The sequence below is a fragment of the Streptomyces sp. NPDC093018 genome (assembly GCF_040684035.1).
GTDB lineage: Bacteria > Actinomycetota > Actinomycetes > Streptomycetales > Streptomycetaceae > Streptomyces > Streptomyces murinus.
On sequence record NZ_JBFBFF010000010.1, the window covers coordinates 230,235 to 256,836 of the forward strand.

A 26,602-nucleotide genomic window follows, 5' to 3' on the forward strand; every position below is an offset into this window, starting at 1 on the left:
CGAACCCGGGAGACGGGACGGCGGGGCGCGGGCGGCCGGTCAGACTCCGGCCGCCCGCGCCTTCTCGAACACCTCGGCGGCGACGTCCGTCAGCTCCGCCGCGTCCCGCGCGGTGCCCTGGAGGTCGAGGAGGATCTCCTCCAGACCGATCTCCGCGTACTCCACCAGGTCCCGCACGATCTGGTCGACGCCGCCCTGGAACGGCCGCCGGTCGGCGCCCTCGTACCCCGCGCGCCGGAACTCGGCGTTCACCCGCAGCACCGTACGGATCGGTTCCGTACGGCCCCGCTCCTCGGCCAGTTCGCGCAGCCGCCGCCACTGGTCGGCGACCCGCGTGCCGCCCATGGCCACCGGCAGCCAGCCGTCGGCCCTGTCGACCAGGCGCCGCCAGGAGCGCCGGTTGCCCGCGGCCAGCAGGATCGGGATCGGGCGCGCGGGCTTGGGTCCGACGACGGCCGGGGCGATCTTCGTCAGGGGGCCGTCGTGGGCGACCGGATCGGGGCCCCACACCGCGCGGCACACGTCGATGATCTCGTCCAGCACCGCGCCGCGCTCCTCGAAGGGCCGGACGCCCGCGGCCGCGTACTCGTCCAGGGACCAGCCGGTGCCGAGGCCCGCCAGCACCCGGCCGCCGCTCGCCACATCGAGCGAGGCCAGCGCCCTGGCCAGCTGGAACGGCAGATGCAGCGGCGCCACCAGCACACTGGTGCCCAGCTCCGCGCGTCCGGTGGCCGCCGCGGCCAGGGTGAGGGTGACCAGCGGCTCCGCCACCGACCGGTACTGGTCGGGCCAGGGCAGGCCGTCGATGCCGTACAGCCCCTGGGTGGCGGGCTCCGGGAACAGGGCCCGTTCGAAGACCCACAGGCTGTCGTAGCCGATGTCCTCGGCGGCGCGGGCCACCGCCGGGACGTCCTTGCCGATCGAGTACTGCCGCATCTGGGGGAGACCGAGACCGAGCCGGGTCGTCATGCCAACGCTCCTTCGCCATCGGGTTCTTGCCGAGCAGGGGGTTTCAGGCACGCGCGGCTTTCAGCGTGCGAGCGGCGTCAGCAGCATCCTGCCCGCGAACCCCACCGCCGCGTCCAGCCGTTCGGCGAACTCCTCGGCGATGTCCGGGCTGTGCCGCAGCGCCCACAGGGCCCGCGCCGCCGCCCAGGCCGCGTCCCGGGCGCGCTCCAGGCTCCAGGCGCCCAGGAGATGGGTGAGCGGGTCGGCGAGCTGGAGGAGGTCGGGGCCGGGCATCAGATCCTCGCGGACCCGCTCCTCCAGGGCGGTGAGGATCTCGCCGACATGGTCGAACTCGTCGGCCAGATCGGCGGGTTCGCAGCCGACCGTGCGGCAGGCGTCCACCACGGCGAGGGCCAGGTCGTGCCCGATGTGCGCGTTGACACCGGCCAACGCGAACTGGAGCGGCCGTACCTGGGGATGGTGGCGCAGCTGGAACAGCGGCCGCCAGCACGCGGGCGGTCTCAGGTCCGCCTCGGCGGCGTCGATCGCGGTGAGATAGCGCTCGGCGAAGCGCACGTCCAGCGCCGCGGCCGCCCGGGGATCGGGGAACTCCCCGGAGCCCAGGCGGCGGTCGATGTCCTCGGTGACGGTGAGGTACACGCGGTTGAAGACGGCGACGCCGTCCCGCTCGGGCAGGACGGCGGCCAGCGCCCGCATCCGGGAGACCACGGCGTCGACGGGACCGGCGATGCCGGCGGGGCCGATGACGGGGGACGACTGCGACATGGAGGAAGGGTCGCAGCCCGGGCCCGGCCGAGGTGCCGACCGGCCCGGTGCGTCGCCGGAACGGGGGAACGGGTCCTTACGACTCCGGGGAGTTCGGGTCGTAGCTGGAGGTGCCCTCGTCCAGCAGCGGCGCCTGCTGCTTGAGGTGGGCGGGGGCGAAGGCGCGCAGCGCGTGGTAGCCGGTGATGACGACCAGGGTGCCCAGCGCGATACCGCTGAGCGAGAAGTTGCTGGTGAACTTCATGCTGACGTTGCCCACCCCGATGATGATGCCCGCGGCGGCCGGCACCAGGTTCAGCGGATTGCGCAGATCCACCTTGGCGTTGAGCCAGATCTGCGCGCCGAGCAGGCCGATCATGCCGTACAGGATGACGGTGATGCCGCCGAGCACACCGCCCGGGATGGCGGCCACGATCGCGCCGAACTTCGGGCACAGGCCGAACAGCAGGGCGAAGCAGGCGGCCGCCCAGTACGCGGCGGTGGAGTAGACGCGGGTCGCGGCCATCACGCCGATGTTCTCGGAGTAGGTGGTGTTCGGCGGGCCGCCCACCGCGGTGGACAGCATGGAGGCGACGCCGTCGGCCGAGATCGCCGTGCCCAGCTTGTCGTCCAGCGGGTCGCCGGTCATCTCGCCGACCGCCTTGACATGGCCCGCGTTCTCCGCGACCAGCGCGATGACGACCGGCAGCGCGACGAGGATCGCCGACCACTGGAAGGACGGGCCGTGGAAGTGCGGCAGACCGATCCAGTCGGCCTTGGACACGCCCGAGAGGTCCAGGCGCCAGTGGTCGGTCAGCTTGCCGTCGCCGCCCACGGAGTGGATCTTGCCGAAGACCCGGTCGAAGACCCAGGAGATGCCGTAGCCGAAGATCAGCCCGAGGAAGATCGCGATCCGGGACCAGAAACCGCGCAGGCAGACCACCGCGAGCCCGGTGAACAGCATCACCAGCAGCGCCGTCCACTGGTCCTGCGGCCAGTAGGTGGAGGCGGTCACCGGGGCCAGGTTGAAGCCGATCAGCATCACGACCGCGCCGGTCACGATGGGCGGCATGGCCGCGTGGATGATCCGCGCCCCGAACTTCTGCACCGCGAGGCCCACCAGGAACAGCACCACACCGACGGCGAGGGTCGCGCCGGTCACCGTGGCGCTCTTACCGCCCTGCGCGCGGATGACGGCGGCCACGCCCACGAAGGACAGCGAGCAGCCGAGGTAGCTGGGCACCCGGCCGCGGGTGGCGAGCAGGAAGATGACCGTGGCGACGCCGGACATCATGATCGCCAGGTTGGGGTCCAGGCCCATCAGTACCGGCGCCACGAAGGAGGCGCCGAACATCGCGACCACGTGCTGGGCGCCGAGGCCCACCGTCCGGGGCCAGGACAGCCGTTCGTCGGGCCGTACCACTGCTCCGGGCGCGGGCGTCTTCCCGTCACCGTGCAGTTTCCAGCGCACGCCGAGGTCCATGGTGGGTTTCGCTTTCTGTGGTGCGTCGTTGCGTCGTTGCGTCCTCGTGTCCGGGCAGCCGGGAGGGCCGGGGGACAGGGGGGTGTCCGCACCATTGTCGCTGGTCGTCGGCGCGGTCCGCGCACAGCGTCCGCGCGGGGGCGTGCCGGGGGCGTGCGCCGGGGCGCGTCAGGGCTGTGCCCGGGGTGTCCCGGAGGGCGTTCTGAGCGGTCGCTTAGTATGTATGGGCGTACGCCCCGGGGGACACCCCCGGCCGCCTTGTCCAGGAGCCCCGCCGTGACCGTCGAAGCCCCCTCCGCCCCCGCCGTCTCGCACGGCCGGCTGATCCCCGTCACCGTCCACTTCGACGACCTCGACGCGCTCGGCCTGCTGCACAACGCCCGCTATCCGCTGCTGGTCGAGCGCGCCTGGACCGAGCTGTGGCACGAGCACGGCATCCGCTTCGACGGCGACTGGGTGGCGGCCGGGGACGCCTGCAACGCCGTACGCGAACTGCGCATCGGCTACGAGGCCCCGGTCACCAGCCCCGGCCGCTACGCCGTGCACCTGTGGCTGGAGCGGCTCGGCACCACCGGGCTGACCTACGGCTTCCGGTTCTGCTCGGCGGACGGCGCCGAGACCTACGCCCGGGGCGCCCGGGTGCTGGTGCGGCTTGACGCGACCACCCTGCGCCCGGCGCCGTGGAGCGACGGCTTCAGGGCCGTGGCCCGGGAACTGCTGCGGCCCGCGGACTGACCTCCCGCTCCACTCCGCGCTCGGCGGAGCGCAGCACGCCCGCGCACATCGCGAGCCCGCACGCGAGCGCCGTCACCACGCCGAACGAGACCACCAGGCTGGTCGCCTGCGCCACCCCGCCGATCAGACTGGGCGCGATCAGCCCCGAGGTGTAGGTGATGGTCGCCACGCCCGCGATGGCCTGACTGGGGTTGGGCCCGGCGTGCCCGGCGGCGGCGAAGCACAGCGGTACGACGACCGCGATGCCGAGACCCATCAGGGCGAAGCCGCCCATCGCCACCACGGGCTGCCCGGCGAGGACGACCAGCAGACCGCCGAGGACGGCCAGCACACCGCCGGCCCGGACCGTGCGCACCGCGCCGAACCGGTTCACCACCGCGTCCCCGGCGATCCGGGCCACGGCCATCGTCAGCATGAAGGCGGTGGTCGACGCCGCCGCGAGTCCGGCCGAGCTGTCCAGCCGGTCCCGCAGGAACACCGCCGACCAGTCCAGGCTCGCGCCCTCCGCGAACACCGCACAGAAGCCGACCGTGCCGATCAGCAGCGCGGAGCGGGGCGGCAGCGCGAACCGGGGCGGGGGCTCCTCGTCCGCGGCGGGCTGTATGTCCAGCACCCAGGTGCAGGAGAGCACACCGAGCACGGTCAGGACGGCCGCGGCCAGCAGGAAGTGGGTACGCGCGTCGGCGCCGAGATGGGCGGCGAGGGTGCCGGCGGCCGAGCCGACCAGGGCGCCCGCGCTCCACATCCCGTGCAGGCCGGACATCACCGACCTGCCGAGCCGCCGTTCCACCTCGACGCCGAGCGCGTTCATCGCCACGTCCGCCATGCCCGCGCAGGCGCCGTAGGTGAACATCGCGAGGCACAGGGCGGGCAGGTTCGGCGCGAGGGACGGCAGCACGAGGGACAGCGTCCACAGGGCGATCAGTCCGCGCAGGGCGTTGCGGCTGCCGAAGCGGTGGCTGATCCGGCCCGCGAGCGGCATCGCGCAGGAGGCGCCGAGCGCGGTGAAGGCGAGCGCGAAGCCCAGCCGGCCCGCGCCGAGCGAGGCGTGGTCCTGGATCCAGGGCACCCGGGTCGCGAAGGAGCCGGTCACGGCGCCGTGGACGGCGAACACGGCCGCGACGGCGTAGCGCGCGCGGCGCACCCCGCTCCTGTCCTCCATGTCTGCGTTCCTCCCCCTCGATCGGTGCGCCGTAAACTATCAGGGACCCTTCCTGATAGATAGCGCTTATCGCGCCGCGATGCGGACCGGCCGGGCGTGCCGGTCCCGACCGGTCCCGGCGCGCCGTTGTGGAAGGATCCCCGCCATGCCCGCATCACCGAGCACCGCCAGGGCCATCAACGACCGGCTGGCCCTGGGGCTCCTCCAGGACAAAGGCCCGCTGACGGCAGGGCAGTTGAAGCAGCTGACGGGGTTGTCCCGGCCGACGGTCGCCGATCTCGTCGAGCGGCTCGGCGCGGCCGGGCTGATCACCGTCGTGGGGGAGTCCGGCGCGGCCCGCCGGGGGCCGAACGCCCGGCTCTACGGCATCGCCGCCGACCGCGCCCATCTGGCGGCGCTCGATGTGCGCACCGAGGGAGTTGCTGTACTGGTCGCCGATCTGGTGGGGCGGGTGCTCGCGGAGGCGTCCGTGCCGATCGAGGGGGACACCGGGACCGGGCCCGCGGTGCAGCGGGTGGTGGCGGCGGTGGCGGGGGCGGTCGGGCGGGCCGGCGCCCAGGGGCCCCACACGGTCGGCATCGGCGCGCCGGGCCTCATCGATCCGGCCACGGGTGACCTGCGGGACTCCGCGGGGCTGCCCGCGTGGCACCGCAGCCTGTCCGCCGCCCTCCAGGAACGGCTGCCCGGAGCGCGCGTCACGGTGGAGAACGAGACCAACCTCGCCGCCCTCGCCGAACAGCGCGAGGGCGCCGCCCGCGACCGCGACACCTTCGTCCTCCTCTGGCTCGGCCACGGCACCGGCGCGGCGGTCGTCCTCGACGGCACCCTCCGCCGCGGCGCCTCCGGCGGCACCGGCGAAATCGGCTTCCTCCCGGTCCCGGGCACCCCCACCCTCCCCTCCGCCACGGACTGCTCGGGCGGCTTCCACACGCTGGCGGGCGCCGCGGCGGTCGTGTCCCTGGGAGCGGAACACGGCCTGCTGACACCTGCGACGACGGACGGGCCGGGGGCGGCGGAGATGGTTCGGGGAGCGGTGGAGCGGGTGCTTGCGGCGGGGGAGCCTGCGGGGGTTGGGGGATCGGGGGAGCCTGCCGGGACTGGGAGGCCCGAGGAAGAGTCGGGCGCGGGGGAGGGGCCGGGTGGAGGAGACGCGGTGGCCCTGGCGGCGGGGGAGCCGGTCGGGGCACGGGGTGTAGCCGCGTCGGCGAAGTCGGGTGGCGCGGTGGGGCGGGGCTCTTGGCCGGTGGAGGAGAGTCGGCCGGTGGTAGAGGGAGCGTCGGAGGGTGGGGCGCGAGGGGAGGTCTCGGTGCCGGCGGAGCTGGTCGCGGCGAGGGGTGAGGCTGCGGAGATCGAGAGGGAAACGGGGCCGGGTGGCGCGGTGGGGCGGGGCTCTTGGCCGGTGGAGGAGAGTCGGCGGGTCGTGGGGGGAGCGTCAGAGGGTGGGGCGCGGGCGGGGAGCCCGGTGAAGGGGAAGCCGGTCGCGGCGCGAGGGGCGTTCGTCCGCGAAGAGCCCTCGGCGGTGGGCGGGTCGACAGACCGGGAACCCGCTACGGCGGCCGGTGCCGACGAGCGCTTCCTCTCCGCCCTCGCCGACCGGATCGCCATCGGTGCCGCCTCCGTCGTCGCCGTGCTCGACCCCGGTTGCGTGGTCCTCGGCGGAGAGATCGGCCACGCCGGCGGCGATGTCCTCGCCGGACTCGTGGCGCAGCGTCTGCGCCGGATGTCCCCCCTGCCCACCGAGGTCCGCGCGGGCGCCCTCGGCGGCTCCGCCGTCCTGCGCGGCGCCCTCCTGACCGCCCGTGACCGGGCCCAGGACACCCTGTGGTCCGACCCGTCGCGGTCACCGGTCGTGTCGTAGTCGTCGGCTATCCGAACCGCCTCCCCTGATACCCCTCGAACGTCCCCTTCCCCACCGCCCGTTCCGGTGCGAGGTGGTCGCCCGAGCGGAAGGCGCGGGCCAGCGAGGGGAGGGAGCGGACTTCGGGGCCGCCGCTCGGTGACATGCCTGCCAAGCGTGCCCGTGCCCGGAAATGTGACATCGCCCCGGTTCCGGACCGCTGGCGACCCGGCGGCGGGCAAGGGCCGTCGTCACCGCCGCCGGGCCCGATCGGCACCCTAAAAGGACTAGACCATTACGGTCAATGGGAGGGGAGGGGCCAACCTGCGCCGGAGGTGAGGGAGTTGGGGGTGGGGGTCGCGGTGCCCGTCCGCGAGGACACGGACTGTGAGCGAGCCCACACGGACCCCCTGTCGGCGCGGCCACCCGGCGTGGCACACTGGCCGGGTACCAGAAGCAGCGCACTCCGGGGTCGGTGAAAGTCCGAACCGGCGGTTACAGTCCGCGACCCGGTCGCCTCCAGCGACCGGTTGACCAGGTGAAATTCCTGGACCGACGGTTAAAGTCCGGATGGGAGGCAGTGCGCGGCGGGCGGGCATGCGTTCCGTGTGCGCGCCGCCGTATCCGGTCTCGTCCGTATTCGGACGGGCCCTTTTCGGCGACGCCCCGAGTGTGTGCTCACCCGTAGATTCTGTCGTCCGTCGACAGGCCCCGGAGTCCGTGCCCCATGAGGCAGGAGGACCCGGGAAGTGTTCACCGGAATCGTCGAAGAGCTGGGTGAGGTCACCGCCGTCGAGAATCTCGGCGACGCCTCCCGTTTCCGGCTCCGCGGCCCCGTCGTCACCGACGGCGCCCGGCATGGCGACTCCATCGCCGTGAACGGGGTCTGTCTCACCGTCGTCGACCACGAGGGCGACGAGTTCACCGCCGACGTCATGGCCGAGACCCTGAAGCGCTCCAGCCTGGGCGCCCTCACCACCGGCTCCCGCGTCAACCTCGAACGCCCCACCGCCGTCGGCGCCCGCCTCGGCGGCCACATCGTGCAGGGCCATGTCGACGGCACCGGCGAGGTCCTGGAGCGCACGCCCTCCGAGCACTGGGAGATCGTGAAGATCTCCCTGCCCGCCGGGCTCGCCCGCTACGTGGTCGAGAAGGGCTCCATCACCGTCGACGGCATCAGCCTCACCGTCGTGGACGCCGGGGCCGACCACTTCACCGTCAGCCTCATCCCGACCACCCTCGCCCTGACCACGCTCGGCGTGAAGCAGCCCGGCGACCCGGTGAACCTTGAGGTGGACGTCATCGCCAAGTACGTCGAGCGGCTCCTCACGGCGGGCCGCGCCGACGGGAGCGGACAGGAGGCCGGCCGGTGAACTCGCTCAACACCGAGGCGTTCACCCTCTTCGGACAGCACATCCTGTGGTCCGACATGACCGGCAACATCCTCGGCCTGATCGGACTCGTCCTCGGCTGGCGCCGCTCCCTGTGGAGCTGGCCGGTGCAGTTCGTGTCCGGCCTGGTCCTCTTCGCCGCCTTCTACGGCCATCTCACCGGCAGCGCGGGCAAGCAGGCCGTCGTCATGGTGGTCGCCGGCTACGGCTTCTGGCAGTGGAACCGCGGCCGGGGCGGCGCCGGTGACGGCCATGTCTCCCCCCGGTTCGCCACCTGGCGCGAGCGCGCCGCCCTGGTCGGCGCCGCCGCGATCGGCACCGTCGCCGTCGCCCTGCTGTTCACCGCGTTCCCCGAACTGTCCTGGGACCCCTGGCCGGACGCCTACATCTTCGTCGGCACCGTCGTCGCGATGTACGCCCAGGCCAAGGGCATGGTCGAGTTCTGGTTCGCCTGGCTGCTCGTCGACCTCGTCGGCGTCCCCCTCAACTTCGCAGGCGGCTACGCCTTCTCCGGCTTCGTCTACGTCATCTACGGCGCACTCGTCCTGTGGGGCATGCGCGACTGGTGGCTGCGCTCCCGCAAGAGCCCGCGGCCCGTTCTGGAAGGAGCACCGGCATGACCCCGGCCACCCCGCTCTACGACCCCTACTCCTACTCCTACGACGGCGACAGCATCGAGGAGTTCACCCTCGACCCCGTCGAGCAGGCCGTCGCCGACATCGCCGCCGGACGCCCCGTGATCGTCGTCGACGACGAGGACCGGGAGAACGAGGGCGACCTCGTCATCGCCGCCGAGAAGGTGACCCCCGAGATCGTCGCCTTCATGATGAGCGAGTGCCGGGGCCTGGTCTGCGCCCCCATGGAGGCCGCGGAACTCGACCGGCTGCGGCTGCCGCAGATGGTCGAGGACAACACCGAGTCGATGAAGACCGCCTTCACCGTCTCCGTGGACGCCTCCGGCGCGCACGGCGTGACCACCGGCATCTCCGCCGCCGACCGCGCCACCACGCTCCAGCTGCTCGCGAGCGGCACCGCGGGACCCGCCGACTTCGTGCGCCCCGGGCATGTCTTCCCGCTGCGCGCCCGGCCCGGCGGCGTCCTGGAGCGCAACGGCCACACCGAGGCCGCCGTCGACCTCGCCCGGCTCGCGGGGCTGCGCCCGGCCGGCGCCATCGTGGAGATCGCCGGTGAGGACGGCCGGATGCTGCGGCTGCCCGAGCTGATCCCGTTCGCCCGCAAGCACGGTCTGACGATCATCTCCATCGAGGACCTGATCGCCCACCGCCGCGGCACCGAACCCACCGTCCGCCGCGAGGCCGAGACCCTGCTGCCCACCCGGCACGGCACCTTCACCGCGCACGGCTACCGCTCCACCGTCGACGGCGTCGAGCACGTCGCCCTCGTGCACGGCGAGATCGGCACCGGCGAGGACGTCCTGGTCCGTGTGCACTCCGAGTGCCTCACGGGCGATGTCTTCGGCTCGCTGCGCTGCGACTGCGGCCCCCAGCTGGACAGTTCCCTCGCCCGTATCCAGGAGGAGGGCCGCGGCGTCGTGGTCTACCTGCGCGGGCACGAGGGCCGCGGCATCGGCCTGCTGTCCAAGCTGCGCGCCTACGAGCTCCAGGAGCAGGGCCGCGACACGCTCGACGCCAACCTGGAACTGGGCCTGCCCGCCGACGCCCGCGACTACGGGGCCGGCGCCCAGATCCTCGCCGACCTCGGCGTGCGCAGCGTCCGGCTGATGACCAACAACCCCGACAAGGCCGACGCGCTGGAGCGCCACGGCGTGCGGGTCGCCGGGCGCGAGCCGATGCCGGTCCAGGCGGGCGAGCACAATCTGCGCTATCTGCGCACCAAGCGGGACCGGATGGGCCACGACCTGCCCTGGCTGGACACCCCGGCCACCTGCCCGAACCAGTAGAACCGGTAGACAGGCAACACCAGCGACACCAGCGACATCAGTCGAGCAAGACGGCAAGACGGCACTTAGGAGAGACGTGAGCGGCAAGGGTGCACCGGAACTGTCCGTACGCAACGTCGGCGACCTCAGGGTCGCCGTCATCGCGGCGCAGTGGCACGAGAAGGTGATGGACGGTCTGGTGAACGGCGCCCTGCGCGCCCTCGGCGACCTGGGGATCGACGAGCCGACCCTGATCCGGGTCCCGGGCAGCTTCGAGCTCCCGGTCGCCGCCAAGGTGCTGGCCGCGCGCGGCTACGACGCGGTGGTCGCCCTCGGCGTCGTCATCCGCGGCGGCACCCCCCACTTCGACTACGTGTGCCAGGGCGTCACCTGGGGCCTCACCCAGGTCTCCGTGGAGACCGGCGTCCCGGTCGGCTTCGGCGTGCTCACCTGCGACACCGAGGAGCAGGCCCTGGACCGGGCCGGCATCGAGGGCTCCAGCGAGGACAAGGGCCACGAGGCGGTGATCGCGGCGGTCTCGACGGCCGCGACGCTGCGTTCGGTATCCGAACCCTGGCACTGAGGCACCGGTCGGAGCGCGTAGGGTAAGGACCACCATGTCCAAGAAGACGTTCGAGGAGCTCTTCACCGAGCTCCAGCACAAGGCCGCCCACGGCGATCCCGCCACCTCCCGCACCGCCGAACTGGTCGGCAAGGGGGTCCATGCCATCGGCAAGAAGGTCGTCGAAGAGGCCGCCGAGGTCTGGATGGCCGCCGAGTACGAGGGCAAGGAGGCGGCAGCCGAGGAGATCTCCCAGCTGCTGTACCACGTCCAGGTGATGATGGTCGCCCGCGGGATCTCCCTGGACGACGTCTACGCCCACCTCTGACCGAACCGCCGCGCTCCGCCGCGGCACACCGCACCGACCCCCTTCACCGCAAAGGAAGCCGTCCTCATGCTGCGCATCGCCGTCCCCAACAAGGGTTCCCTGTCCGGCCCTGCGGCGGACATGCTGCATGAGGCCGGCTACCGGCAGCGCCGGGAGTCCAAGGAACTGCGGATCGTCGACCCGGGCAACGAGGTCGAGTTCTTCTACCTCCGCCCCCGCGACATCGCGATCTACGTCTCCTCCGGCCGCCTCGACATCGGCATCACCGGGCGCGACCTGCTGGTCGACTCCGGCGCGGACGCCGAGGAGATCCTCCCGCTGGGCTTCGCCCGCTCCACCTTCCGCTTCGCCGGGAAGCCGGGCACCGCGAACGGCGTCGAGGACCTGAAGGGCCGTACGGTCGCCACCTCCTACGAGGGCATCGTCGCCCGGCACCTCGCCGACAGCGGCGTCGACGCCTCCGTCGTCCACCTGGACGGCGCCGTGGAGACCGCGATCGAGCTGGGCGTCGCCGAGGTCATCGCCGACGTCGTGGAGACCGGAACCAGCCTGCGCAACGCGGGCCTGGAGGTCTTCGGCGAGCCGATCATGAAGTCCGAGGCCATCGTGATCCGCCGCACCGGCGCGGACGCGGAAGAGGCCGCCGAGCCGAAGGTCCAGCAGTTCCTGCGCCGCCTCCAGGGCGTCCTGGTCGCCCGCACGTACGTGATGATGGACTACGACTGCCGGGTCGAGCAGCTGGAGAAGGCCGTCGCCCTCACCCCCGGCCTGGAGTCCCCGACCGTCTCCCCGCTGCACAACGAGGGCTGGGTCGCGGTCCGCGCCATGGTCCCCGCCAAGGACGCGCAGCGGATCATGGACGACCTCTACGCCATCGGCGCCCGCGCCATCCTGACCACGGCCATCCACGCCTGCCGCCTCTGAGGGGTATGTGATGTCCGACCTGCCGAACCTGCCCGGCCTCCCCGTCACCTTCCGGCCGGGTCACACCCGGGTGATCCTGCTCACCGCCGCCGTGGCGATCTTCCTCACCATCTCGGGGGTCGCCCTGCTCCTGGAGGGCCTCGGCCCGGGGGAGCGGATGAGCTTCGTGGTCACCGGGGCACTGATCTTCTGGGTGCTCGCCCAGCTGGCCCGGATCAAGGTCGTCGCCGACGAGAGCGGTGTCACCGTCGTGAACATCGCCAGCAGCCGGCGCCTGGACTGGGCGGAGATCCTTCAGGTGAACCTCCGTCCGGGCGATCCCTGGGTGTTCCTCAACCTCAGCGACGGCACCAGCCTGCCCGCGCTCGGCATTCAGCCGGGCATCGCCAGGCAGCGGGCGATCGCCGACGCCAAGGCGCTGCGGGCGCTCGCCGAGGCCCACTCGGCCGTCCGCCCCGGGGAAGATCAGGGCTGACTCGGGGCCGACTCCGGGTCGCCCACCCTGCCCGCCCGGCCCGCGTCTTGATTAACCTGGTGGGCGGAGGCCGCGCCGATCGCGCCTCCGCCCCTGTGCGCCGCCCGGTGCCAGGGGTTCCTGCGACCCGAGGAGTGAATCCCTCCGGCGATGGACGGATCGTCCTGTAGTACCTGCGCCGCCCCCACCCGACATACCGGGGAGGCGGCGGCATCGTGACCACCCCTCTGCTGCTCCTCGCAGCCGCGTTTCTGCTGATTCTGGCCAACGGATTCTTCGTGGCGGCCGAATTCGGCCTGGTGACGGTCGAGCGCCCCGAGGCCGAGAAGGCCGCCACCGACGGCGACAAGCGCGCCCGTACGGTCGTGGACGCGCTGAAGGAACTCTCCTTCCAGCTCTCCGGCACCCAGCTCGGCATCACCATCACCTCCCTGGTCGTCGGCATGCTCGCCGAACCGGCCCTGGGCCGGCTGCTGGCCACCCCGTTCGCCGCGCTCGGCCTGCCCGACGGCGTCGCCTCCGGTGCCGCCGTGCTCGTCGGCATGCTGCTGGCCTCCGCCATCCAGATGGTGATCGGCGAACTGGTGCCCAAGAACTGGGCGGTCTCCCGGCCGCTCCAGGTCGCGCGCTTCGTCGCGGGCCCCCAGCACCACTTCTCCCGGCTCTTCCGGCCGGTCATCGCCGCGCTCAACACGGTCGCCAACCGGCTGGTCCGCGCCCTCGGCGTCGAACCCGCCGACGAGCTGGCCTCCGCCCGCACCCCCGGCGAACTGGTCTCCCTGGCCCGGCACTCCGCGCAGGCCGGCGCCCTGGAGCAGGACACCGCCGACCTGTTCGTGCGCACCCTCTCGCTGGGCGAGCTGACCGCGCAGCACGTCATGACCCCGCGCGTGAAGGTCAGTGCGCTCCAGGACTCGGCCACCGCCGAGGACGTGGTCAACCTCACCCGGGCCACCGGACTCTCCCGCTTCCCCGTCTACCGGGAGAAGATCGACGAGATCGTCGGCATGGCCCACCTCAAGGACGCCCTCGCCGTCCCCGCGCGCGACCGGCTGCGCACCCCCGTCGGCCGCATCGCCCGCCCCGCGCTGCTGGTCCCCGAGACCCTGCCCGTCCAGCCCCTGCTGGCCCGGCTGCGCAGCGAACAGCCCATCGCGGTCGTGGTGGACGAGTACGGCGGCACGGCCGGCGTGGTCACCCTGGAGGACATCGTCGAGGAACTGGTCGGCGAGGTCCGCGACGAGCACGACGTCAAGGACGTGCCCGAGCTGGCCGCCGCCCCGCCCGAGGACGGCAGGCCCGCCTGGGACGTGGCCGGCAGCTGCCGGGTCGACATCCTCCAGCGGATAGGCCTGGATGTGCCCGAGGGGCCGTACGAGACCGTCGCCGGACTGGTCGCCGACCTGCTCGGCCGGATCCCGGCCCCCGGCGACCGGGCCGAACTGCCCGGCTGGCGGCTCGCGGTCCGCCAGGTCGGCCACTACCGCGCCGAACGGGTCCGCCTGGTCAGGACGGCCCCGGCGGCGAACATCGCGGAGGCCGCCCGATGAGCGTGCTCCAACTGGTCTTCGCCGCCCTGCTGGTGCTGGCGAACGGCTTCTTCGTCGGCGCCGAGTTCGCCCTCGTGTCCGTGCGCCGCAGCCAGATCGAACCGCTCGGCACCACCCGGGCCCGGCAGGTGCTGTACGGCCTGGAGCGGCTGCCGCAGATGATGGCCGCCGCGCAGTTCGGGATCACCATGTGCTCTCTGACGCTCGGCGCGGTCGCCGAACCGACCGTCGCGCGGCTGCTGGAGCCGGTGTTCGAGGCGGTCCACCTCCCGGACGGCGTGATCCATCCGCTCGGCTATGTCATCGCGCTGGCCGCGGTGGTCTTCTTCCACCTGGTCATCGGCGAGATGGTGCCGAAGAACCTCGCGATGGCGGCGCCCGAGAAGGCGGCGCTGTGGCTCAGCCCCGGCCTGGTCTGGTTCGCCCGGGTGTGCAAGCCGATCACGGTCTCGCTGGGCGCCGTCGCCCAGGCCGTGCTGCGGCTGTTCCGGGTGGAGCCCAAGGACGAGGTCGAGGCGGTCGTCACCAGCGAGCAGCTCAACCGGCTCCTGGAGGACTCCGGACAGGCGGGCCTGCTCGACCCGGAGGAGCGCGAACGCCTGGAGGACGCCCTGGAACTGGGCTCCCGCCCGGTCACCGACGTCCTGCTGCGCCGTGAGTCCCTGGTCACGGTGACCCCCGCGGTCACCCCGGGGGAGATCGTGCGGCTCACCGCGCGCACGGGATACTCCCGCTTCCCGGTCGCGGCGACGGAACAGGGCGCCTTCATGGGGTACGTCCATGTCAAGGACGTACTCGACCTAGAGGACTCCGAACGGGCGGTGCCGCAGAACATCTGGCGCCCCATGACGACCCTGCGGGCCGAGCTCCCCCTGGACGACGCCCTCACGGTGATGCGGCGCGCCGCCACGCACCTGGCCCAGGTGGCCGACGCGTCCGGCAAGGTGCTGGGCCTGGTGGCGCTGGAGGACGTTTTGGAGACGCTGGTGGGCGAGGTCCGCGACCCCGCGCACCGGGAGATCCCCGACTTCCCGGAGCAGGCGCTCGCCACGTAGGCGCTTGCCGCTCAGGGGGGCGGGAGCTGTGCGGGTGCGGCCCGGTGGTGGGTTGCTCGCGCAGTTCCCCGCGCCCCTTACGGGGCGCCTATGTGGGCGACGGGTCCTGTGGGCCCCTCCCCGAGAGCACCTCGCCGTAAGCCTGCATCAGGTCGGCCAGGCGCAGGGTCGCCAGGTCGTCGCGGGTCAGTGATCCGGCGTAGGTGGACAGCCGCAGATCCCGGTACGCGCAGCTCTTCTCGTACAGGGTGCGCAGGAACCGCCCGTTGCCCAGCTCGTCGATCCAGCCCTGGTCGACCACGTGCCCGGCGATCGACCGCAGCTCCTCCAGCGCCTCCTCGTCCCACTGGTCCCCGTTCTCCGCGGCCAGCACCTTCCCGATCTCGGTGAGTTCCCCGGGCCGGTACGAGGGGAAGTCGACCCGGCTGGTGAAGCGGGACGACAGCCCGGGGTTCGCCGCGAGCAGCCGGTCCATCCCCTCGGGATACCCCGCGAGGATCACCACGAGATGGTCCCGGTTGTCCTCGGCCCGCTTCAGCAGCACCTGGAGCGCCTCGTCCCCGTACGCGTCCCCCTTGCCGTACCCGGAGTTGGAGAGCGAGTACGCCTCGTCCACGAACAGCACCCCGCCGATCGCGGAGTCGATCAGCTCATTGGCCTTCACCGCGGTCTGCCCGAGGTACTCGCCGACCAGATCGGCCCGCTGCGCCTCGACGAGATGATCCCCGCCGAGCAGCCCGAGGGCGTAGAAGACCCGTCCCAGGATGCGCGCCACCGTCGTCTTGCCGGTCCCGGACGGACCGGAGAAGACGAAGTGCCGCTTCGGCGGCTGCACGGGCAGCCCCTGACCGGCCCGCAGCCGCGCCATGTTCAACTGCGCGGACAGCGCCTTCACCTGGCGCTTGACCGGTTCGAGCCCGACCATCCGCTCCAGCTCGGCGAGCGCCTGTTCGAGCAGCGCGGGATCGGTCGGCCCGGTGGGCAGCGGCGAGCCGGGCACCCCGCCCCGGTCGCGGACCCCCGGCTCGGCGACGGCCGGCAGCGGCCCGGTCGGCAGATCCGGCTCCGGCAGCCGCAGATCCCGCCCCTCGGTGCCGAAGAACGGATCGAAGCCGTCGGGTCCGTCCACCGTGTCCCCGGCACCGGTCAGGGTGATCGCGGCGAGATCGGCCGCGTCGTCGTACCCGTCCCCCTCGGAGATCGCCGCGAGCCGCGCCGAGGTGTCCATGAAGGCGGGGTCCACCCGGTGGACGGCCCGGTAGAGGGGGAGCGCGGCGGCGGAGCGGCCGGTGCCCTCGTGCGCCCGCGCGAGCCAGTAGCGCAGCTCCTTGCGCTGCGGCTGCTCGCTGCGGCACCGCATCAGCGCCGTCGACAGCAGCGGTTCGGCCTGGCCGTACATCTCCAGGCGGACCCGGGCCATGCCGCCGAACAGCCCCGCCTCTATGCCGAGCAGGGGATCGTCCAGCAGCGGATCGGTGTGCCGTACCAGCTGCTCCCAGTCCTTGACCAGGTAGGAGCGGCAGGCGTGCAGAAAGCGGACCTGGGGATCGGTGTCGACCGGGGGCAGCCCGGCCAGCGCCCGGTCCAGCTCGGGCACATGCCGGCCGTCCAGCCAGTGCGAGGCGTGCGCCAGCAGCAGATCGCGCGGGCTCTCCAGCACCGGCTGCACCCACCAGCCCAGCCAGTACCAGGAGTTGATCGTACGGCGATGCCGGGCGCGCTGTTCGCCGAAGCGCTCGCGGTGCCGGAACATCCGCAGCAGCGCGGTGGTGGTGTCGACCCGGAGCGCGTGCAGCCCGAGCCAGCCGTCCGCCATGCCCGGGTCCATCCGCACCGCGGCCCGGAACTCCTCCTCCGCCTGCGGATAGGCGCCCATGGTGTAGGCGTCGACCCCGCGCAGCCAGGCGAGGTCGGCCGGGGCCTCGGGGCCCTGCGTGCCGAAGTCCATCACGTCCCCCACAGACCGTGCCCCCGTGGTTCACCGCCGGACGGTCGCCCGGCGGCCGCCGCGGCCGAACCGCCGTGCCGCGGACCGGAGTTGCAGGTGCGCGAGGCTGCCGCCGAAGGTCGCACCAAGGGCATCGTACCCGCGTGGGTACCGGGTGCCGAAGGGTGCGGTACAGGCCGTTCGGCGCGGGGGGAGCGGACGGAATCCGGACGCTTCAGTGACCGAGGGTGATCGGATCGGCGCGCAATGGGCCCGGAAAGCGATGCACGGGCAGAACGAAGCCCCCGATCACGGGGGAACAACCGGGGGCTTCGCGTCTTCGGGCGGCTTCGAATCGCCGCACATTGAGAACGTAAGACCTGTACGGGCCCCCGGTCAAGCGAAGTTGGGGCACTTCAGGAAGTTGGCCGACAAGAGTCTTCACAATTTCACCACATGGGGGTGGAGCCATCACTGTGGGTCACTCCTTGGCCCGATCCCTGGGGCCGCTCGGGCCCCGGCAGCACCTCGTACCCCCGGTCGGTCTGGCGCACCAGAAGCCCGGCGTGGGGGCGGGTGGGGTCGGTGTCGAAGTGTGCGCGCTCGGCCTCGACCCAGCCGTCCCAGAACTCCCGCTGCGCCGCCCCGTCCCGCCGCCGGCCGCGCGCCCAGGACTCCTCGCGGGGCAGTTCCATCCACAGCAGTTCGGCCAGAAACGGCCGCAGCGCGCGGCGGCCCGCGCCGACGCCCTCCAGCAGGATCACCGGCGCGGGCGGCAGCGGGCGCGCCGGGCCGAACGCGCGGGCGTTCCAGTCGTAGGGGAGGTAGGCCCCGGCCTCGCCCCGGGACAGCGGCTCGATCACCTGCGTCAGCAGCCGGTCGGTCCAGTCGAACAGCCGCTCATGGCTCGCGATGTCGTCGAGATGGAGTACCGGCGCCCCGTCCAGGGCTGCGGCCAGCCGCCCGGCGAAGGTCGACTTCCCCGAGCCCGCGTGCCCGTCGACGGCGATCAGCCGGACCGGTCCGAGGGAGGGCGGGAGCCCGCGCAGCCGGGCGGCGAGGTGCTGAATGACGATTCCCGAAGGTGTGATGCGGTGTGGGGGGTTTTCCGGAAAGAGTCTAGTAGCGGCGCATAGCGGCCGGGCCGCCGAGGGTGCCCCACGAAAGAAAGTTACGCCTTGAACCATCGTCCGTCGGGGTCTCCCCGCGCACTTCTATAAACATTCTCGAATCGCTGACCGATATGTCGAATTCGGCGTTCCGGGGGTCCGCCGTGCTGAGTAAGGTGCCTCCTGCGCTGCCGCGAGAAGCGGCGGCCGGGGACACGGTACGGGGACAAGGCAGGGGACATGGCCGCGGAGTTATTCGAAGGGCAGTATGTGTGGCACCCGGCTGCCGACGACCGAGTCCTGGCCGGCGTTTGCGTCGATGTCCGCGCCGGCCGATATCGGCACGCGTACGAGGCGCTGGCCGAGACGCGTCACGACTTCGCGCTGCGCGCCCACCGCTCCCTGGTCCTTGCCTCCGAGGCGGCCGGCACCGACCTGGTCGAACGCTGGCTGGACGAGGAGCCCTCGCCCGAGGCGGCCCTCATGTGGGCCCGCGTCGCCGTCCAGCGCGCCCTGCGCGCCGCCGACGGCAACGACGACCGGGCCGAGGCCCTGGAGCGCATAGCGCTCACCGCCTGCGAACGGGCCGCGGCCCTGGCCCCGCGGGACCCCACCCCCTGGGTCGCCAAGCTCGCCATGGCCCGGCTGCACCGGCTGCGCGACCCCGCCCCGCAGGGTCTGCTCACCGCGCCGCCCGGTCCCTGGCGCCTGTTCGCGCACATCCTCACCCTGGACCCGTGGCACCGCGAGGCGCACCACCGCTTCCTCTCCGCCTTCTTCGCCCGGCACGGCGGCTCGGTCAACGCCGCCTGGGACGTGGCCGCCTTCCTCAGCCAGCGCGCGCCCGCCGACTCCGCGCTGCGTCTGCTGCCCCTGGTCGCCCTGGTGGAGAGCTACAACCCGACCCAGCTGCTCGCCGACCGCGTCTGGGAGCAGCCCCAGTGGCGTGCCACCGCGCTCGCGATCTACCACAACTGGCTTCCGGCGGTGTCCAGTTACCGCTTCACACCGGTGCTCGACCTCGCCTACCTCGCACACGCGCTGGTCATGGGCCAGCGCGAGTTCGAGGCCCGCGCGGTGTTCACGGCGATGGGCCCCTACGCCTCACGCATGCCCTGGAGCGCCTTCGGTGACCCCGCCGAACAGCTCTCCCGGGCGCGCCGTGCCTGCGGGCTGCCCGTCCCCGGGCCCGCCTGACCCCCCTTTGCTCGTCACCCGTCCCCCCCCTCATCGGGCGCCGCCCCCCGAGCGTCCGAGAGGCACGAGAGAAAGGCCGATCTGTGTCAGAACGGATGTCTGCTCCCCGGGCCAAGGCCCGCGGCGGAGAAGACGCGGTCGTGCTCGACGACGACGCGACCCTGCACGCGATGGGTTATCCGCGGAAACTCACCCGCCGTTTCAAGGCGTTCGACAATTTCGCGATCTCCTTCACCATCATCAATATTCTTTCGGGCATCTTCTCGTCCTTCGGATTCGGAATGAACGCGGGCGGCCCCCGCATTCTCGTATTCGGTTGGATCGGTGTCTCGATCATGGTGCTGCTCATCGGCGCGGCCATGGGCGAGGTCGCCTCCGCGTATCCGACGAGCGGTGCCCTCTATTTCTCCGCCGGTAAACTCGCCAAGCGCCACAAGGGTGCCTGGTCCTGGTACACGGGCTGGTTGAATTTCGTCGGACAGATCGGCGGCACCGCCGCCACCGGCTATGCGGCGGCCACCTTCATCCAGGCCTTCGTGCAGCTCCAGTGGCCCTCCTACCAGCCGACCGTCCATCAGACGGTGCTGATCACGGCCTTGATCATCGTGCTCCAGGGGCTCGCCAACACCTACACGGTCCAGCTCGTCGCCGTCCTCAACCGCATTTCCGTGTGGTGGCTGCTGATCGGACTCGTCGTGATCGTGGGCGCACTCATAGTGATACCGGATCACCATCAGTCGGCGTCGTTCGTCACGCATTTCGAGAACAACACCGGCTTCACAAGCGGACTTTACGGAGGCATGCTCGGCCTGCTGGTCACCAGCTGGACGTTCACCGGCTTCGACGGCAGCTTCCACATGTCCGAGGAAACGGTGCAAGCCACGGTCAACGCACCCAAGGGGATCACCCGCGCCATCGGCTATTCGGCGATCACCGGTCTCATCCTGATGCTGGCACTGGTCTACAGCATTAAGGACTACGCCAAGGAGGCGGCCAACGGCGCGCCGCCCGTGCAGATCCTGATCGACGGCCTCGGCCTGACCACCGCCAAGGTCATGCTTCTCATCGTCATCGGCGCGATGCTCTTCTGCGGCCTCGCCAACCTCACCAGCAACACCCGGCAGATCTTCGCCTTCTCCCGCGACGGCGCCATGCCCGGCTCCCGGCTGTGGCACTCGGTCTCGCCGCGCACCCGTACGCCCGTCAAGGCGGTCTGGCTCGCGGTGGCCTGCTCGCTCGCCCTGATCGTGCCCGGCTGGTGGTCGCACACCGCCTTCACCGCGATCGTCAGCGTCAACGTGGTCGGCCTGTTCCTCGCCTACGCCGTGCCGATCTTCCTGCGGCTGCGGCTCGGTGACGCCTTCGAGTCCGGCCCGTGGAACCTGGGCCGCTGGAGCAAGCCGGTCGGCTGGCTCGCCGTGATCTGGATCGCGCTGAGCAGCATCCTGTTCATGCTGCCGCAGGCGTCCCCGATCACCGTGGATTCCTTCAACTACGCGCCGATCGCGCTCGCCGTCGTCCTGCTCGTGGCCACCGTCTGGTGGTTCGCCACCGCCCGCCGCCGCTTCCAGGGCCCGATCAGCTACGGCCGCCCCGACGAGATCGCGGCCATGGACCTCATCTGATCCGTACGGATCCAGGCGCGTCCCCGCGCCTCCAGGCCCCGGCCTCGGCACCGCCTCCGCGGTACCGGGGCCGGGGCCGTTGTCCGCCCCGCGCCCGCACCGCCACCGGATCAGACCAATATTCATGGCGCGGCATCCGCCCAAGTGCTGGCAGGGGCCCTGCGGCTGCTCCATAGTTGGCGCACGACGTGCACATGATCCAGCCATGACTCCGGACACCTGGGGGTAATCGCGCCCATGAGCAGCGCCCAACAGCCGTCCCGCAGAACCGTTCTGACCGTCGCGGCCGCCGCCGCGGTGGCCGGCGCCGCCACGCCCGCCGCGGCCGCCGCCCAGCGGGGGACCGCCACCGCCCGGGCGGTCGCCGCCGACAAGCCCGGCCGGGCGGGGGCCCGGCCCGTCGACTACCACGCCTGGACCACCTACAGCGAGTGGCGCACCGGCACCGCCCAGGGCGCCCGCGCGGTCTCCGGCCCCCGCCCCGGCGTGCGGATCGGCGCCCCGGCGGGCACCGTCGACTACACCGACCCGCACACCGGCACCACCGCGACCTGGGAGTACGCCACCTGGACCGCTCCGCGGTACCGGCTCACGGTCCCGGCCACCGAGGTCGTCTCCTCCTGGAACGCGCACACCCCCGACGGCACCTGGATCCAGGTGGAGTTGAGCGGGACGTACTCGGACGGCGGTGACACGCCCTGGTACGTGATGGGCCGCTGGGCGGCCGGCGACCAGGACATCAAGCGGACCTCGGTGGACGGCCAGAGCGACGGCAGAAGCAGCATCTGGACCGACACCTTCGCCATCGACGACGCGAGCACCGGGCTGCGCCTCGTGTCGTACCGGCTGCGCCTGACCCTCTACCGCAGGCCGGGCACCCGGCTCACCCCGACCGTGTGGCGGCTCGGCGCGATGGGCTCCGACATCCCGGACCGCTTCACCGTCCCGGCCTCCACGCCCGGCCTCGCGCAGGAACTGGTGGTGCCGCGCTACTCGCAGGAGATCCACAAGGGCCAGTACCCGCAGTACGACAACGGCGGCGAGGCGTGGTGCAGTCCGACCTCCTCGCAGATGATCGTGGAGTACTGGGGCGGCCGGCTCACGGCCGGCCAACTGTCCTGGATCGACCCGTCCTACGCCGATCCGCAGGTCGACGCGGCGGCGCGCTTCACCTACGACTACCAGTACGAGGGCTGCGGCAACTGGCCGTTCAACGCGGCCTACGCGGCGACCTTCGCCGACCTCCAGGGCGTCGTGACCCGGCTCGCCTCGCTGACGGATCTGGAGACGCTGGTGGCGGCCGGCATCCCGGCCATAACGTCCCAGTCGTTCCTGAGCACCGAGCTGACCGGGGCGGGCTACGGCACGTCCGGACACCTGATGACGGTGATCGGGTTCACCGCGGACGGCGATGTGATCGCCAACGATCCGGCCTCGCCCGGGGACGACGCGGTACGACGGGTGTACAAGCGCCGGGAGTTCGAGAACATCTGGCTGCGGACGAAGCGGTACAACGCCACCGGCGGGGTCTCCTCCGGCACCGGCGGGGTCTGCTACCTCTACTTCCCGGCCCGTCCGAGCGCCCACCAGCGCACGGCCCTGGCCGCGGTGGGGGTGCGCTGACCATGTGAGGAAGCTCATCGCCGCGTACGCCGTCGCGGGTGGCAAGGTGGACGGACGGGTGGGGGAGACCGCTCTGTACGTCCGACCTCTGTGAGTACCAGCATGACCGCACACTCCGCCACCGCCGCCCGCGCCCGTACCGGCGGTCCCCGCGACAACGGGCCCAAGATCCTCGAACATGTGCTGGGCTGGGTCCTCGTCGTGGTCACCGCGATGCTGGTCACCCAGCTGGGCCTGCTCTGAACCCGGCGCCTACTCCAGGGACTTGATCAACCCCGGCGCGTTGCCGTGCTGGAGGGCCCCGTCCCGGTCGCTGCTGACGGCTGCCGCCCCCAGGAGCAGCCCGACGCCGATCACGGCCGCACACACCGCCGAGACCAGCGTCCGCATCCGAAGCCGCTGAGAATGCCGCATCGTGCCTCCTCGCATCCGTGAGAGAAACACCCGCACGCGCTGCCGCGTCGGTCATGGACCGTAGGAGGACTAGACCAGTAGGTCAACGCCGGGGGAGCGGTTTCCGGCCGCACGGACCGCGCCCCGGACCCACGCCCTCCGCTTCCGGGAACCTGGAACGCACCGCGAACCCGACCTCCCGGCCCTTACGGCAGCCCGCTGCGGCCCCTCGCCTTCCCACCGCGACCGCCGACGCCCCCGACCGGGCACTCCGAGGCCCTGACCTGGGGAGTTCCGGCCTCCCGCCTGCTGCCTCCGGTCGCCGGGCGCCGGAGCCGGCCATCACCCGAGCCCCGCCCCGCCTGGGCCTGCTCGCCCCACCTCCGCCCTCCGAAACCCACCCACGACGGCCCCCGCCTGCCACCTGACCCCCACGTGACCCAGCCACGGGGGCCTCACGGCGCGCCGGGCCATCGGGCTTTCGACTGTGATCACCTGGACCCGTAGGTCGCCATACGCCCGGGGGCGGAGGCGCTGCACCTACCCATGCTTCGGCCGCCGACCGTCGCGCATCCCGAGCACCTCACATCCGGGCCCGGCCTGCCGCGGCCCCCGACCCCGGGTGTCCCGCCGTTCCGGACGGACAGCCGCCCCGATCCTTGGACTCGGCCCCACGGTGCTCTCGCATCCGAGCCTCCCGGCCCCCCGCCGCTCCTGTCGGCTCCGGTCGTGGTCTCAGCCGTCCCGGAGGCCTACCGCCGAAACCCCCGTTCAGCGCCCGGCTGGAATGTTTGAGTGAGCGGTCGTTAACTGGTGACGGGAGTCCGATGTTCGGGCATACTCAGCGCAGCCGCTGGTCAGCGGGCTTCCGTGATCCGGGAGTGCGCGCCGTGGCCGTAACGGAACGATCAGGCGGAGCCGCCCTGACCCGTGGGCCGTGCCGCCGGTTCCCCAGCAGGGAGGAGACCGACGCCATGTCCGACCGCGACCCGCAGCCGGTGGAGCGTCAACTGCCGACGGACGAGGCGAGGGACCTGCTCACCCTCGTCCGGGAGATAGCCCGGCGTGAGATCGCCCCGAGGGCCGCCGAGGAGGAGGACGCGGGCCGCTTCCCGCGCGAGGTCTTCACCCTGCTCTCCGAATCCGGCCTGCTCGGCCTGCCGTACGCCGCGGAGCACGGCGGCGGCGACCAGCCGTACGAGGTCTACCTCCAGGTGCTGGAAGAGCTCGCCGCGGTCCGGCTCACCGTCGGCCTCGGCCTCAGCGTGCACACCCTCGCCGCCTACGCGCTCGCCACCCACGGCACCAAGCAGCAGCAGGTCGAACACCTCCCCGCGATGCTCGGCGGCGGACTCCTCGGCGCCTACTGCCTGTCCGAACCCGCCTCCGGTTCCGACGCCGCCTCCCTGCGCACCAGGGCCGTGCGGGACGGCGACGACTGGGTGATCACCGGCACCAAGGCCTGGATCACCCACGGCGGCATCGCCGACTTCTACACCGTGATGGCCCGCACCGGCGAGGACGGCCCCCGCGGCATCACCGCCTTCCTCGTGCCCGGCGACGCCCCCGGCCTCAGCGCGGCCGCCCCCGAGAAGAAGATGGGCATGAAGGGCTCGCCCACCGCCCAGGTCCACTTCGACGGCGTCCGCGTCGCCGACGACCGCCGCATCGGCGAGGAGGGCCAGGGCTTCGGCATCGCCCTGTCCGCGCTCGACTCCGGCCGCCTCGGCATCGCCGCCTGCGCCATCGGCGTCGCCCAGGCCGCACTGGACGAAGCGGTCGGCTACGCCACCGGGCGGCGGCAGTTCGGCCACCCCATCGCCGACTTCCAGGGCCTGCGCTTCATGATCGCCGACATGGCCACCCAGATCGAGGCGGGCCGCGCCCTCTACCTCGCCGCGGCCCGGCTGCGCGACGCCGGCAAGCCGTTCGCCAAGCAGGCCGCCATGGCCAAGCTGCACTGCACCGACACCGCCATGAAGGTCACCACGGACGCCGTACAGATCCTCGGCGGATACGGCTACACCGCCGACTTCCCGGCCGAGCGCTACATGCGCGAGGCCAAGGTGCTCCAGATCGTCGAGGGCACCAACCAGATCCAGCGGATGGTCATCGCCCGTCACGTGGCGGGACCCGAAGCCCGCTGAACCGGTCCGCGCCGAACTGCCCCGGACGCACCGTCGGCGCCGCCAGCCGCACCCACTCGGGGTCCTGGCGGCCCGGCAGCGTACGGCCGCGATCGGCCCAGGTACGCAGCAGATCGCGGTAGATGGGCGGGTCCTGCGGGGCGGCGGACCGGTCCGCCGCCGCCGGGTGCGGGACGAAGATACGGCGCCGACGCCCGGTGACCGGGTGCAGGGATGTCATACCCGTGAGAACGCGGCACCCGGCGCACAGGTCACCGCCCGCCCGAATCGAGCGTCAGTCCAGGGCCGTCCGGCGTCGCACCGGCTCCGGCGCGCGGGGCTCAGGCGGCCCGCTGGCGCATCTCCGGCACCCGCATCGGGCGCGAGCCGGGACCGCCGACGTGCGAGAAGGGCTGCGTCCGCCAGTCCAGGCCCTGGGGGAGCGTCAGCAGCAGGGCGGTGTCCTGCTCCTGCGGGGTGACGGACTCGTCCGCGGGCCGGGCGTCGGTGGCCGAACGGCCCGTGCCCGCGCACACGGTGAGCCCGAACGGGTTCCACGGCGAGGCGCACAGCGCGTGCTCCGGCAGGATCTCCTCGTCCGCCAGCAGCGCGATCGGCTGCGCGCAGTCCGGGCAGATCACCCGGTACATCTCCAAGGTGTCGTAGGCGTCCAGCTCGTCCTCGAAGGCGTCGGATTCGACGCCCTCCGGCTCGGGCTCGACCACCGGCTGCTGCCGCTTGGACGCGGATCGACCAGGGCGCTTGACACTCTGCATGGGATTCTCCCCCTAAGGCTGGGCCGTGAAAGGCTCGGCGGCCACGACCACAGCAAGCACTTCCCGTCCGCTCTCGGCGGTAATCACGAGAACATCACGGAGCCTGTTCGAATGGTGTGTCGTTCGTCACATGCCGCGCGCAGATGACCGTACCGGCGTCCGAGGAGGGCCGTCGGCTGTCCGAGAAGATCGAACGCCCTGTAGGTTTTGGCGCCATGGAGGAGCTGGACCGTCAGATCGTGCAGCTGCTCGTCAAGGACGGGCGGATGAGCTACACAGACCTGGGCAAGGCCACGGGCCTGTCCACGTCGGCCGTGCATCAGCGGGTGCGCCGGCTCGAACAGCGTGGCGTCATCCGCGGCTATGCCGCGGTGGTCGACCCGGAGGCCGTCGGGTTGCCCCTCACCGCGTTCATCTCGGTGAAACCGTTCGACCCGAGCGCCCCCGACGACATCGCCGACCGCCTCGCCGGCGTGCCCGAGATCGAGGCGTGCCACAGCGTCGCCGGCGACGAGAACTACATCCTCAAGGTCCGCGTGGCGACCCCGCACGAACTGGAGGAGCTGCTGGCCCGGCTCCGGAGCCTGGCCGGCGTGTCGACCCGTACGACGGTGGTCCTCTCGACGCCGTACGAGGCCCGTCCACCGCTCATCTGACGACGCCCTGTCCGCCATGGGCGCCCCGCCGCACCGGCACCCACTGCCCCAGGTG

The 26,602-nt window shown here is 72.2% G+C and carries 26 protein-coding genes, 2 pseudogenes and 1 riboswitch; of the genes and pseudogenes, 18 read left to right on the forward strand and 10 right to left on the reverse strand.

From position 1 onward, the window contains the following. Positions 1-39: 39 nt before the first annotated feature. From AB0N90_RS23320 to AB0N90_RS23330, 3 genes are all read right to left on the reverse strand, one after another. On the reverse strand, positions 40-969 hold the full coding sequence (locus AB0N90_RS23320; protein WP_365199471.1) for an LLM class F420-dependent oxidoreductase: 930 nt from the start codon (positions 967-969) through the stop codon (positions 40-42). A 60-nt stretch (positions 970-1,029) separates the two neighbouring features. Next, positions 1,030-1,734, reverse strand: coding sequence for a DUF5995 family protein (locus tag AB0N90_RS23325; protein WP_365199474.1), 705 nt, complete (start codon positions 1,732-1,734; stop codon positions 1,030-1,032). A 76-nt stretch (positions 1,735-1,810) separates the two neighbouring features. Then, the gene (locus AB0N90_RS23330) at positions 1,811-3,196 is read right to left on the reverse strand and encodes a solute carrier family 23 protein (protein WP_365199475.1); all 1,386 of its coding nucleotides are present in this window, start codon (positions 3,194-3,196) and stop codon (positions 1,811-1,813) included. Between the two features lie 276 nt (positions 3,197-3,472). Between AB0N90_RS23330 and AB0N90_RS23335 the strand changes: the two genes are divergently transcribed. Then, on the forward strand, positions 3,473-3,931 hold the full coding sequence (locus tag AB0N90_RS23335) for an acyl-CoA thioesterase (protein ID WP_361682365.1): 459 nt from the start codon (positions 3,473-3,475) through the stop codon (positions 3,929-3,931). Here the strand turns inward: AB0N90_RS23335 and AB0N90_RS23340 are convergent. Then, complete coding sequence (locus AB0N90_RS23340) at positions 3,891-5,093, reverse strand: MFS transporter (RefSeq protein ID WP_365199479.1); 1,203 nt, start codon at positions 5,091-5,093, stop codon at positions 3,891-3,893. The two genes, AB0N90_RS23335 and AB0N90_RS23340, sit on opposite strands and share 41 nt — an antisense overlap. 145 nt (positions 5,094-5,238) lie before the next feature. Here AB0N90_RS23340 and AB0N90_RS23345 point away from each other — a divergent pair. Both AB0N90_RS23345 and AB0N90_RS23350 read left to right on the forward strand, forming a co-directional pair. Further along, positions 5,239-5,376: pseudogene (locus AB0N90_RS23345) on the forward strand (ROK family transcriptional regulator); the annotation flags it as partial. 168 nt (positions 5,377-5,544) lie between these two features. Next, entirely contained in the window at positions 5,545-6,951 is a 1,407-nt protein-coding gene (locus tag AB0N90_RS23350; protein WP_365199596.1) for an ROK family protein, read from the forward strand. Positions 6,952-6,958: 7 nt separating this feature from the next. On the opposite strand, the pseudogene AB0N90_RS23355 reads toward AB0N90_RS23350, so the two are convergent. Continuing rightward, positions 6,959-7,048: pseudogene (locus AB0N90_RS23355) on the reverse strand (nucleoside-diphosphate sugar epimerase); the annotation flags it as partial. A 339-nt stretch (positions 7,049-7,387) separates the two neighbouring features. Continuing rightward, a riboswitch (FMN riboswitch) is annotated at positions 7,388-7,518 on the forward strand. Positions 7,519-7,679: 161 nt separating this feature from the next. On the opposite strand from AB0N90_RS23355, the gene AB0N90_RS23360 reads away from it, so the two are divergent. The 9 genes from AB0N90_RS23360 (at position 7,680) to AB0N90_RS23400 (ending at position 15,115) form a co-directional block, all read left to right on the forward strand. Next, a complete protein-coding gene (locus AB0N90_RS23360) occupies positions 7,680-8,303 on the forward strand; it encodes a riboflavin synthase (protein WP_365199481.1) in 624 nt (207 codons plus the stop codon). After that, positions 8,300-8,941 carry a nicotinamide mononucleotide transporter family protein gene (locus AB0N90_RS23365; protein WP_365199483.1) on the forward strand — a complete coding sequence of 214 codons (642 nt, stop codon included), beginning with the start codon at positions 8,300-8,302 and terminating at the stop codon, positions 8,939-8,941. The genes AB0N90_RS23360 and AB0N90_RS23365 overlap by 4 nt, the downstream gene beginning before the upstream one ends. Then, complete coding sequence (locus AB0N90_RS23370) at positions 8,938-10,242, forward strand: bifunctional 3,4-dihydroxy-2-butanone-4-phosphate synthase/GTP cyclohydrolase II (RefSeq protein WP_358671205.1); 1,305 nt, start codon at positions 8,938-8,940, stop codon at positions 10,240-10,242. Before AB0N90_RS23365 ends, AB0N90_RS23370 begins: the two co-directional genes overlap by 4 nt. A gap of 76 nt (positions 10,243-10,318) precedes the next feature. Further along, on the forward strand, positions 10,319-10,804 hold the full coding sequence (gene ribH / locus AB0N90_RS23375; RefSeq protein WP_365199484.1) for a 6,7-dimethyl-8-ribityllumazine synthase: 486 nt from the start codon (positions 10,319-10,321) through the stop codon (positions 10,802-10,804). A gap of 34 nt (positions 10,805-10,838) precedes the next feature. Continuing rightward, positions 10,839-11,111 (forward strand): phosphoribosyl-ATP diphosphatase, encoded by a 273-nt coding sequence (locus AB0N90_RS23380; RefSeq protein ID WP_007491392.1) that lies wholly within the window; start codon positions 10,839-10,841, stop codon positions 11,109-11,111. A 66-nt stretch (positions 11,112-11,177) separates the two neighbouring features. Next, positions 11,178-12,035, forward strand: a complete 858-nt coding sequence (gene hisG, locus AB0N90_RS23385) for an ATP phosphoribosyltransferase (protein ID WP_136101994.1) — start codon at positions 11,178-11,180, stop codon at positions 12,033-12,035. A 10-nt stretch (positions 12,036-12,045) separates the two neighbouring features. Beyond that, positions 12,046-12,510: a PH domain-containing protein gene (locus tag AB0N90_RS23390; protein ID WP_361682353.1), complete on the forward strand. Its 465-nt coding sequence runs from the start codon at positions 12,046-12,048 to the stop codon at positions 12,508-12,510. A 215-nt stretch (positions 12,511-12,725) separates the two neighbouring features. Then, positions 12,726-14,060 (forward strand): hemolysin family protein, encoded by a 1,335-nt coding sequence (locus AB0N90_RS23395; RefSeq protein ID WP_365199488.1) that lies wholly within the window; start codon positions 12,726-12,728, stop codon positions 14,058-14,060. Further along, positions 14,057-15,115: a hemolysin family protein gene (locus tag AB0N90_RS23400; protein ID WP_085562592.1), complete on the forward strand. Its 1,059-nt coding sequence runs from the start codon at positions 14,057-14,059 to the stop codon at positions 15,113-15,115. Before AB0N90_RS23395 ends, AB0N90_RS23400 begins: the two co-directional genes overlap by 4 nt. A gap of 88 nt (positions 15,116-15,203) precedes the next feature. Here the strand turns inward: AB0N90_RS23400 and AB0N90_RS23405 are convergent, their stop codons facing one another. Both AB0N90_RS23405 and AB0N90_RS23410 read right to left on the reverse strand, forming a co-directional pair. After that, positions 15,204-17,063: an AAA family ATPase gene (locus tag AB0N90_RS23405; protein ID WP_361682349.1), complete on the reverse strand. Its 1,860-nt coding sequence runs from the start codon at positions 17,061-17,063 to the stop codon at positions 15,204-15,206. Positions 17,064-17,491: 428 nt separating this feature from the next. Continuing rightward, on the reverse strand, positions 17,492-18,112 hold the full coding sequence (locus AB0N90_RS23410) for a hypothetical protein (protein WP_365199599.1): 621 nt from the start codon (positions 18,110-18,112) through the stop codon (positions 17,492-17,494). A 279-nt stretch (positions 18,113-18,391) separates the two neighbouring features. Between AB0N90_RS23410 and AB0N90_RS23415 the strand changes: the two genes are divergently transcribed. From AB0N90_RS23415 to AB0N90_RS23430, 4 genes are all read left to right on the forward strand, one after another. Then, on the forward strand, positions 18,392-19,348 hold the full coding sequence (locus tag AB0N90_RS23415) for a hypothetical protein (RefSeq protein WP_172427351.1): 957 nt from the start codon (positions 18,392-18,394) through the stop codon (positions 19,346-19,348). Positions 19,349-19,443: 95 nt separating this feature from the next. Beyond that, on the forward strand, positions 19,444-20,973 hold the full coding sequence (locus AB0N90_RS23420; protein WP_361682347.1) for an amino acid permease: 1,530 nt from the start codon (positions 19,444-19,446) through the stop codon (positions 20,971-20,973). 237 nt (positions 20,974-21,210) lie between these two features. Continuing rightward, the gene (locus tag AB0N90_RS23425; protein ID WP_365199492.1) at positions 21,211-22,596 is read left to right on the forward strand and encodes a peptidase C39 family protein; all 1,386 of its coding nucleotides are present in this window, start codon (positions 21,211-21,213) and stop codon (positions 22,594-22,596) included. 102 nt (positions 22,597-22,698) lie between these two features. Further along, positions 22,699-22,839, forward strand: coding sequence for an SCO1431 family membrane protein (locus tag AB0N90_RS23430; protein ID WP_365199495.1), 141 nt, complete (start codon positions 22,699-22,701; stop codon positions 22,837-22,839). A 9-nt stretch (positions 22,840-22,848) separates the two neighbouring features. Here the strand turns inward: AB0N90_RS23430 and AB0N90_RS23435 are convergent, their stop codons facing one another. Continuing rightward, the gene (locus tag AB0N90_RS23435; RefSeq protein WP_365199498.1) at positions 22,849-23,010 is read right to left on the reverse strand and encodes a hypothetical protein; all 162 of its coding nucleotides are present in this window, start codon (positions 23,008-23,010) and stop codon (positions 22,849-22,851) included. A 953-nt stretch (positions 23,011-23,963) separates the two neighbouring features. Here AB0N90_RS23435 and AB0N90_RS23440 point away from each other — a divergent pair. Beyond that, complete coding sequence (locus AB0N90_RS23440) at positions 23,964-25,136, forward strand: acyl-CoA dehydrogenase family protein (protein WP_365199500.1); 1,173 nt, start codon at positions 23,964-23,966, stop codon at positions 25,134-25,136. Here AB0N90_RS23440 and AB0N90_RS23445 read toward each other — a convergent pair. Together AB0N90_RS23445 and AB0N90_RS23450 are read right to left on the reverse strand one after the other, a co-directional pair. Next, positions 25,099-25,356 carry a hypothetical protein gene (locus tag AB0N90_RS23445; protein WP_365199502.1) on the reverse strand — a complete coding sequence of 86 codons (258 nt, stop codon included), beginning with the start codon at positions 25,354-25,356 and terminating at the stop codon, positions 25,099-25,101. The genes AB0N90_RS23440 and AB0N90_RS23445 overlap by 38 nt on opposite strands. Before the next feature lie 100 nt (positions 25,357-25,456). Further along, a complete protein-coding gene (locus AB0N90_RS23450; protein WP_365199504.1) occupies positions 25,457-25,891 on the reverse strand; it encodes a hypothetical protein in 435 nt (144 codons plus the stop codon). A gap of 215 nt (positions 25,892-26,106) precedes the next feature. On the opposite strand from AB0N90_RS23450, the gene AB0N90_RS23455 reads away from it, so the two are divergent. Next, positions 26,107-26,547, forward strand: coding sequence for an Lrp/AsnC family transcriptional regulator (locus tag AB0N90_RS23455; RefSeq protein ID WP_085562598.1), 441 nt, complete (start codon positions 26,107-26,109; stop codon positions 26,545-26,547). The last annotated feature ends 55 nt before the right edge of the window (positions 26,548-26,602 follow it).

Excerpts from the sequence above, each read along its gene's own strand:
- AB0N90_RS23320 (WP_365199471.1), bottom strand. The coding sequence starts at position 969 with ATGACGACCCGGCTCGGTCTCGGTCTCCCCCAGATGCGGCAGTACTCG.
- AB0N90_RS23325 (WP_365199474.1), bottom strand. The coding sequence starts at position 1,734 with ATGTCGCAGTCGTCCCCCGTCATCGGCCCCGCCGGCATCGCCGGTCCC.
- AB0N90_RS23330 (WP_365199475.1), bottom strand. The coding sequence starts at position 3,196 with ATGGACCTCGGCGTGCGCTGGAAACTGCACGGTGACGGGAAGACGCCC.
- AB0N90_RS23340 (WP_365199479.1), bottom strand. The coding sequence starts at position 5,093 with ATGGAGGACAGGAGCGGGGTGCGCCGCGCGCGCTACGCCGTCGCGGCC.
- AB0N90_RS23370 (WP_358671205.1), top strand. The coding sequence starts at position 8,938 with ATGACCCCGGCCACCCCGCTCTACGACCCCTACTCCTACTCCTACGAC.
- AB0N90_RS23380 (WP_007491392.1), top strand. The coding sequence starts at position 10,839 with ATGTCCAAGAAGACGTTCGAGGAGCTCTTCACCGAGCTCCAGCACAAG.
- hisG (WP_136101994.1), top strand. The coding sequence starts at position 11,178 with ATGCTGCGCATCGCCGTCCCCAACAAGGGTTCCCTGTCCGGCCCTGCG.
- AB0N90_RS23390 (WP_361682353.1), top strand. The coding sequence starts at position 12,046 with ATGTCCGACCTGCCGAACCTGCCCGGCCTCCCCGTCACCTTCCGGCCG.
- AB0N90_RS23400 (WP_085562592.1), top strand. The coding sequence starts at position 14,057 with ATGAGCGTGCTCCAACTGGTCTTCGCCGCCCTGCTGGTGCTGGCGAAC.
- AB0N90_RS23405 (WP_361682349.1), bottom strand. The coding sequence starts at position 17,063 with ATGGACTTCGGCACGCAGGGCCCCGAGGCCCCGGCCGACCTCGCCTGG.
- AB0N90_RS23415 (WP_172427351.1), top strand. The coding sequence starts at position 18,392 with ATGGCCGCGGAGTTATTCGAAGGGCAGTATGTGTGGCACCCGGCTGCC.
- AB0N90_RS23420 (WP_361682347.1), top strand. The coding sequence starts at position 19,444 with ATGTCTGCTCCCCGGGCCAAGGCCCGCGGCGGAGAAGACGCGGTCGTG.
- AB0N90_RS23425 (WP_365199492.1), top strand. The coding sequence starts at position 21,211 with ATGAGCAGCGCCCAACAGCCGTCCCGCAGAACCGTTCTGACCGTCGCG.
- AB0N90_RS23430 (WP_365199495.1), top strand. The coding sequence starts at position 22,699 with ATGACCGCACACTCCGCCACCGCCGCCCGCGCCCGTACCGGCGGTCCC.
- AB0N90_RS23435 (WP_365199498.1), bottom strand. The coding sequence starts at position 23,010 with ATGCGGCATTCTCAGCGGCTTCGGATGCGGACGCTGGTCTCGGCGGTG.
- AB0N90_RS23440 (WP_365199500.1), top strand. The coding sequence starts at position 23,964 with ATGTCCGACCGCGACCCGCAGCCGGTGGAGCGTCAACTGCCGACGGAC.
- AB0N90_RS23445 (WP_365199502.1), bottom strand. The coding sequence starts at position 25,356 with ATGACATCCCTGCACCCGGTCACCGGGCGTCGGCGCCGTATCTTCGTC.
- AB0N90_RS23450 (WP_365199504.1), bottom strand. The coding sequence starts at position 25,891 with ATGCAGAGTGTCAAGCGCCCTGGTCGATCCGCGTCCAAGCGGCAGCAG.
- AB0N90_RS23455 (WP_085562598.1), top strand. The coding sequence starts at position 26,107 with ATGGAGGAGCTGGACCGTCAGATCGTGCAGCTGCTCGTCAAGGACGGG.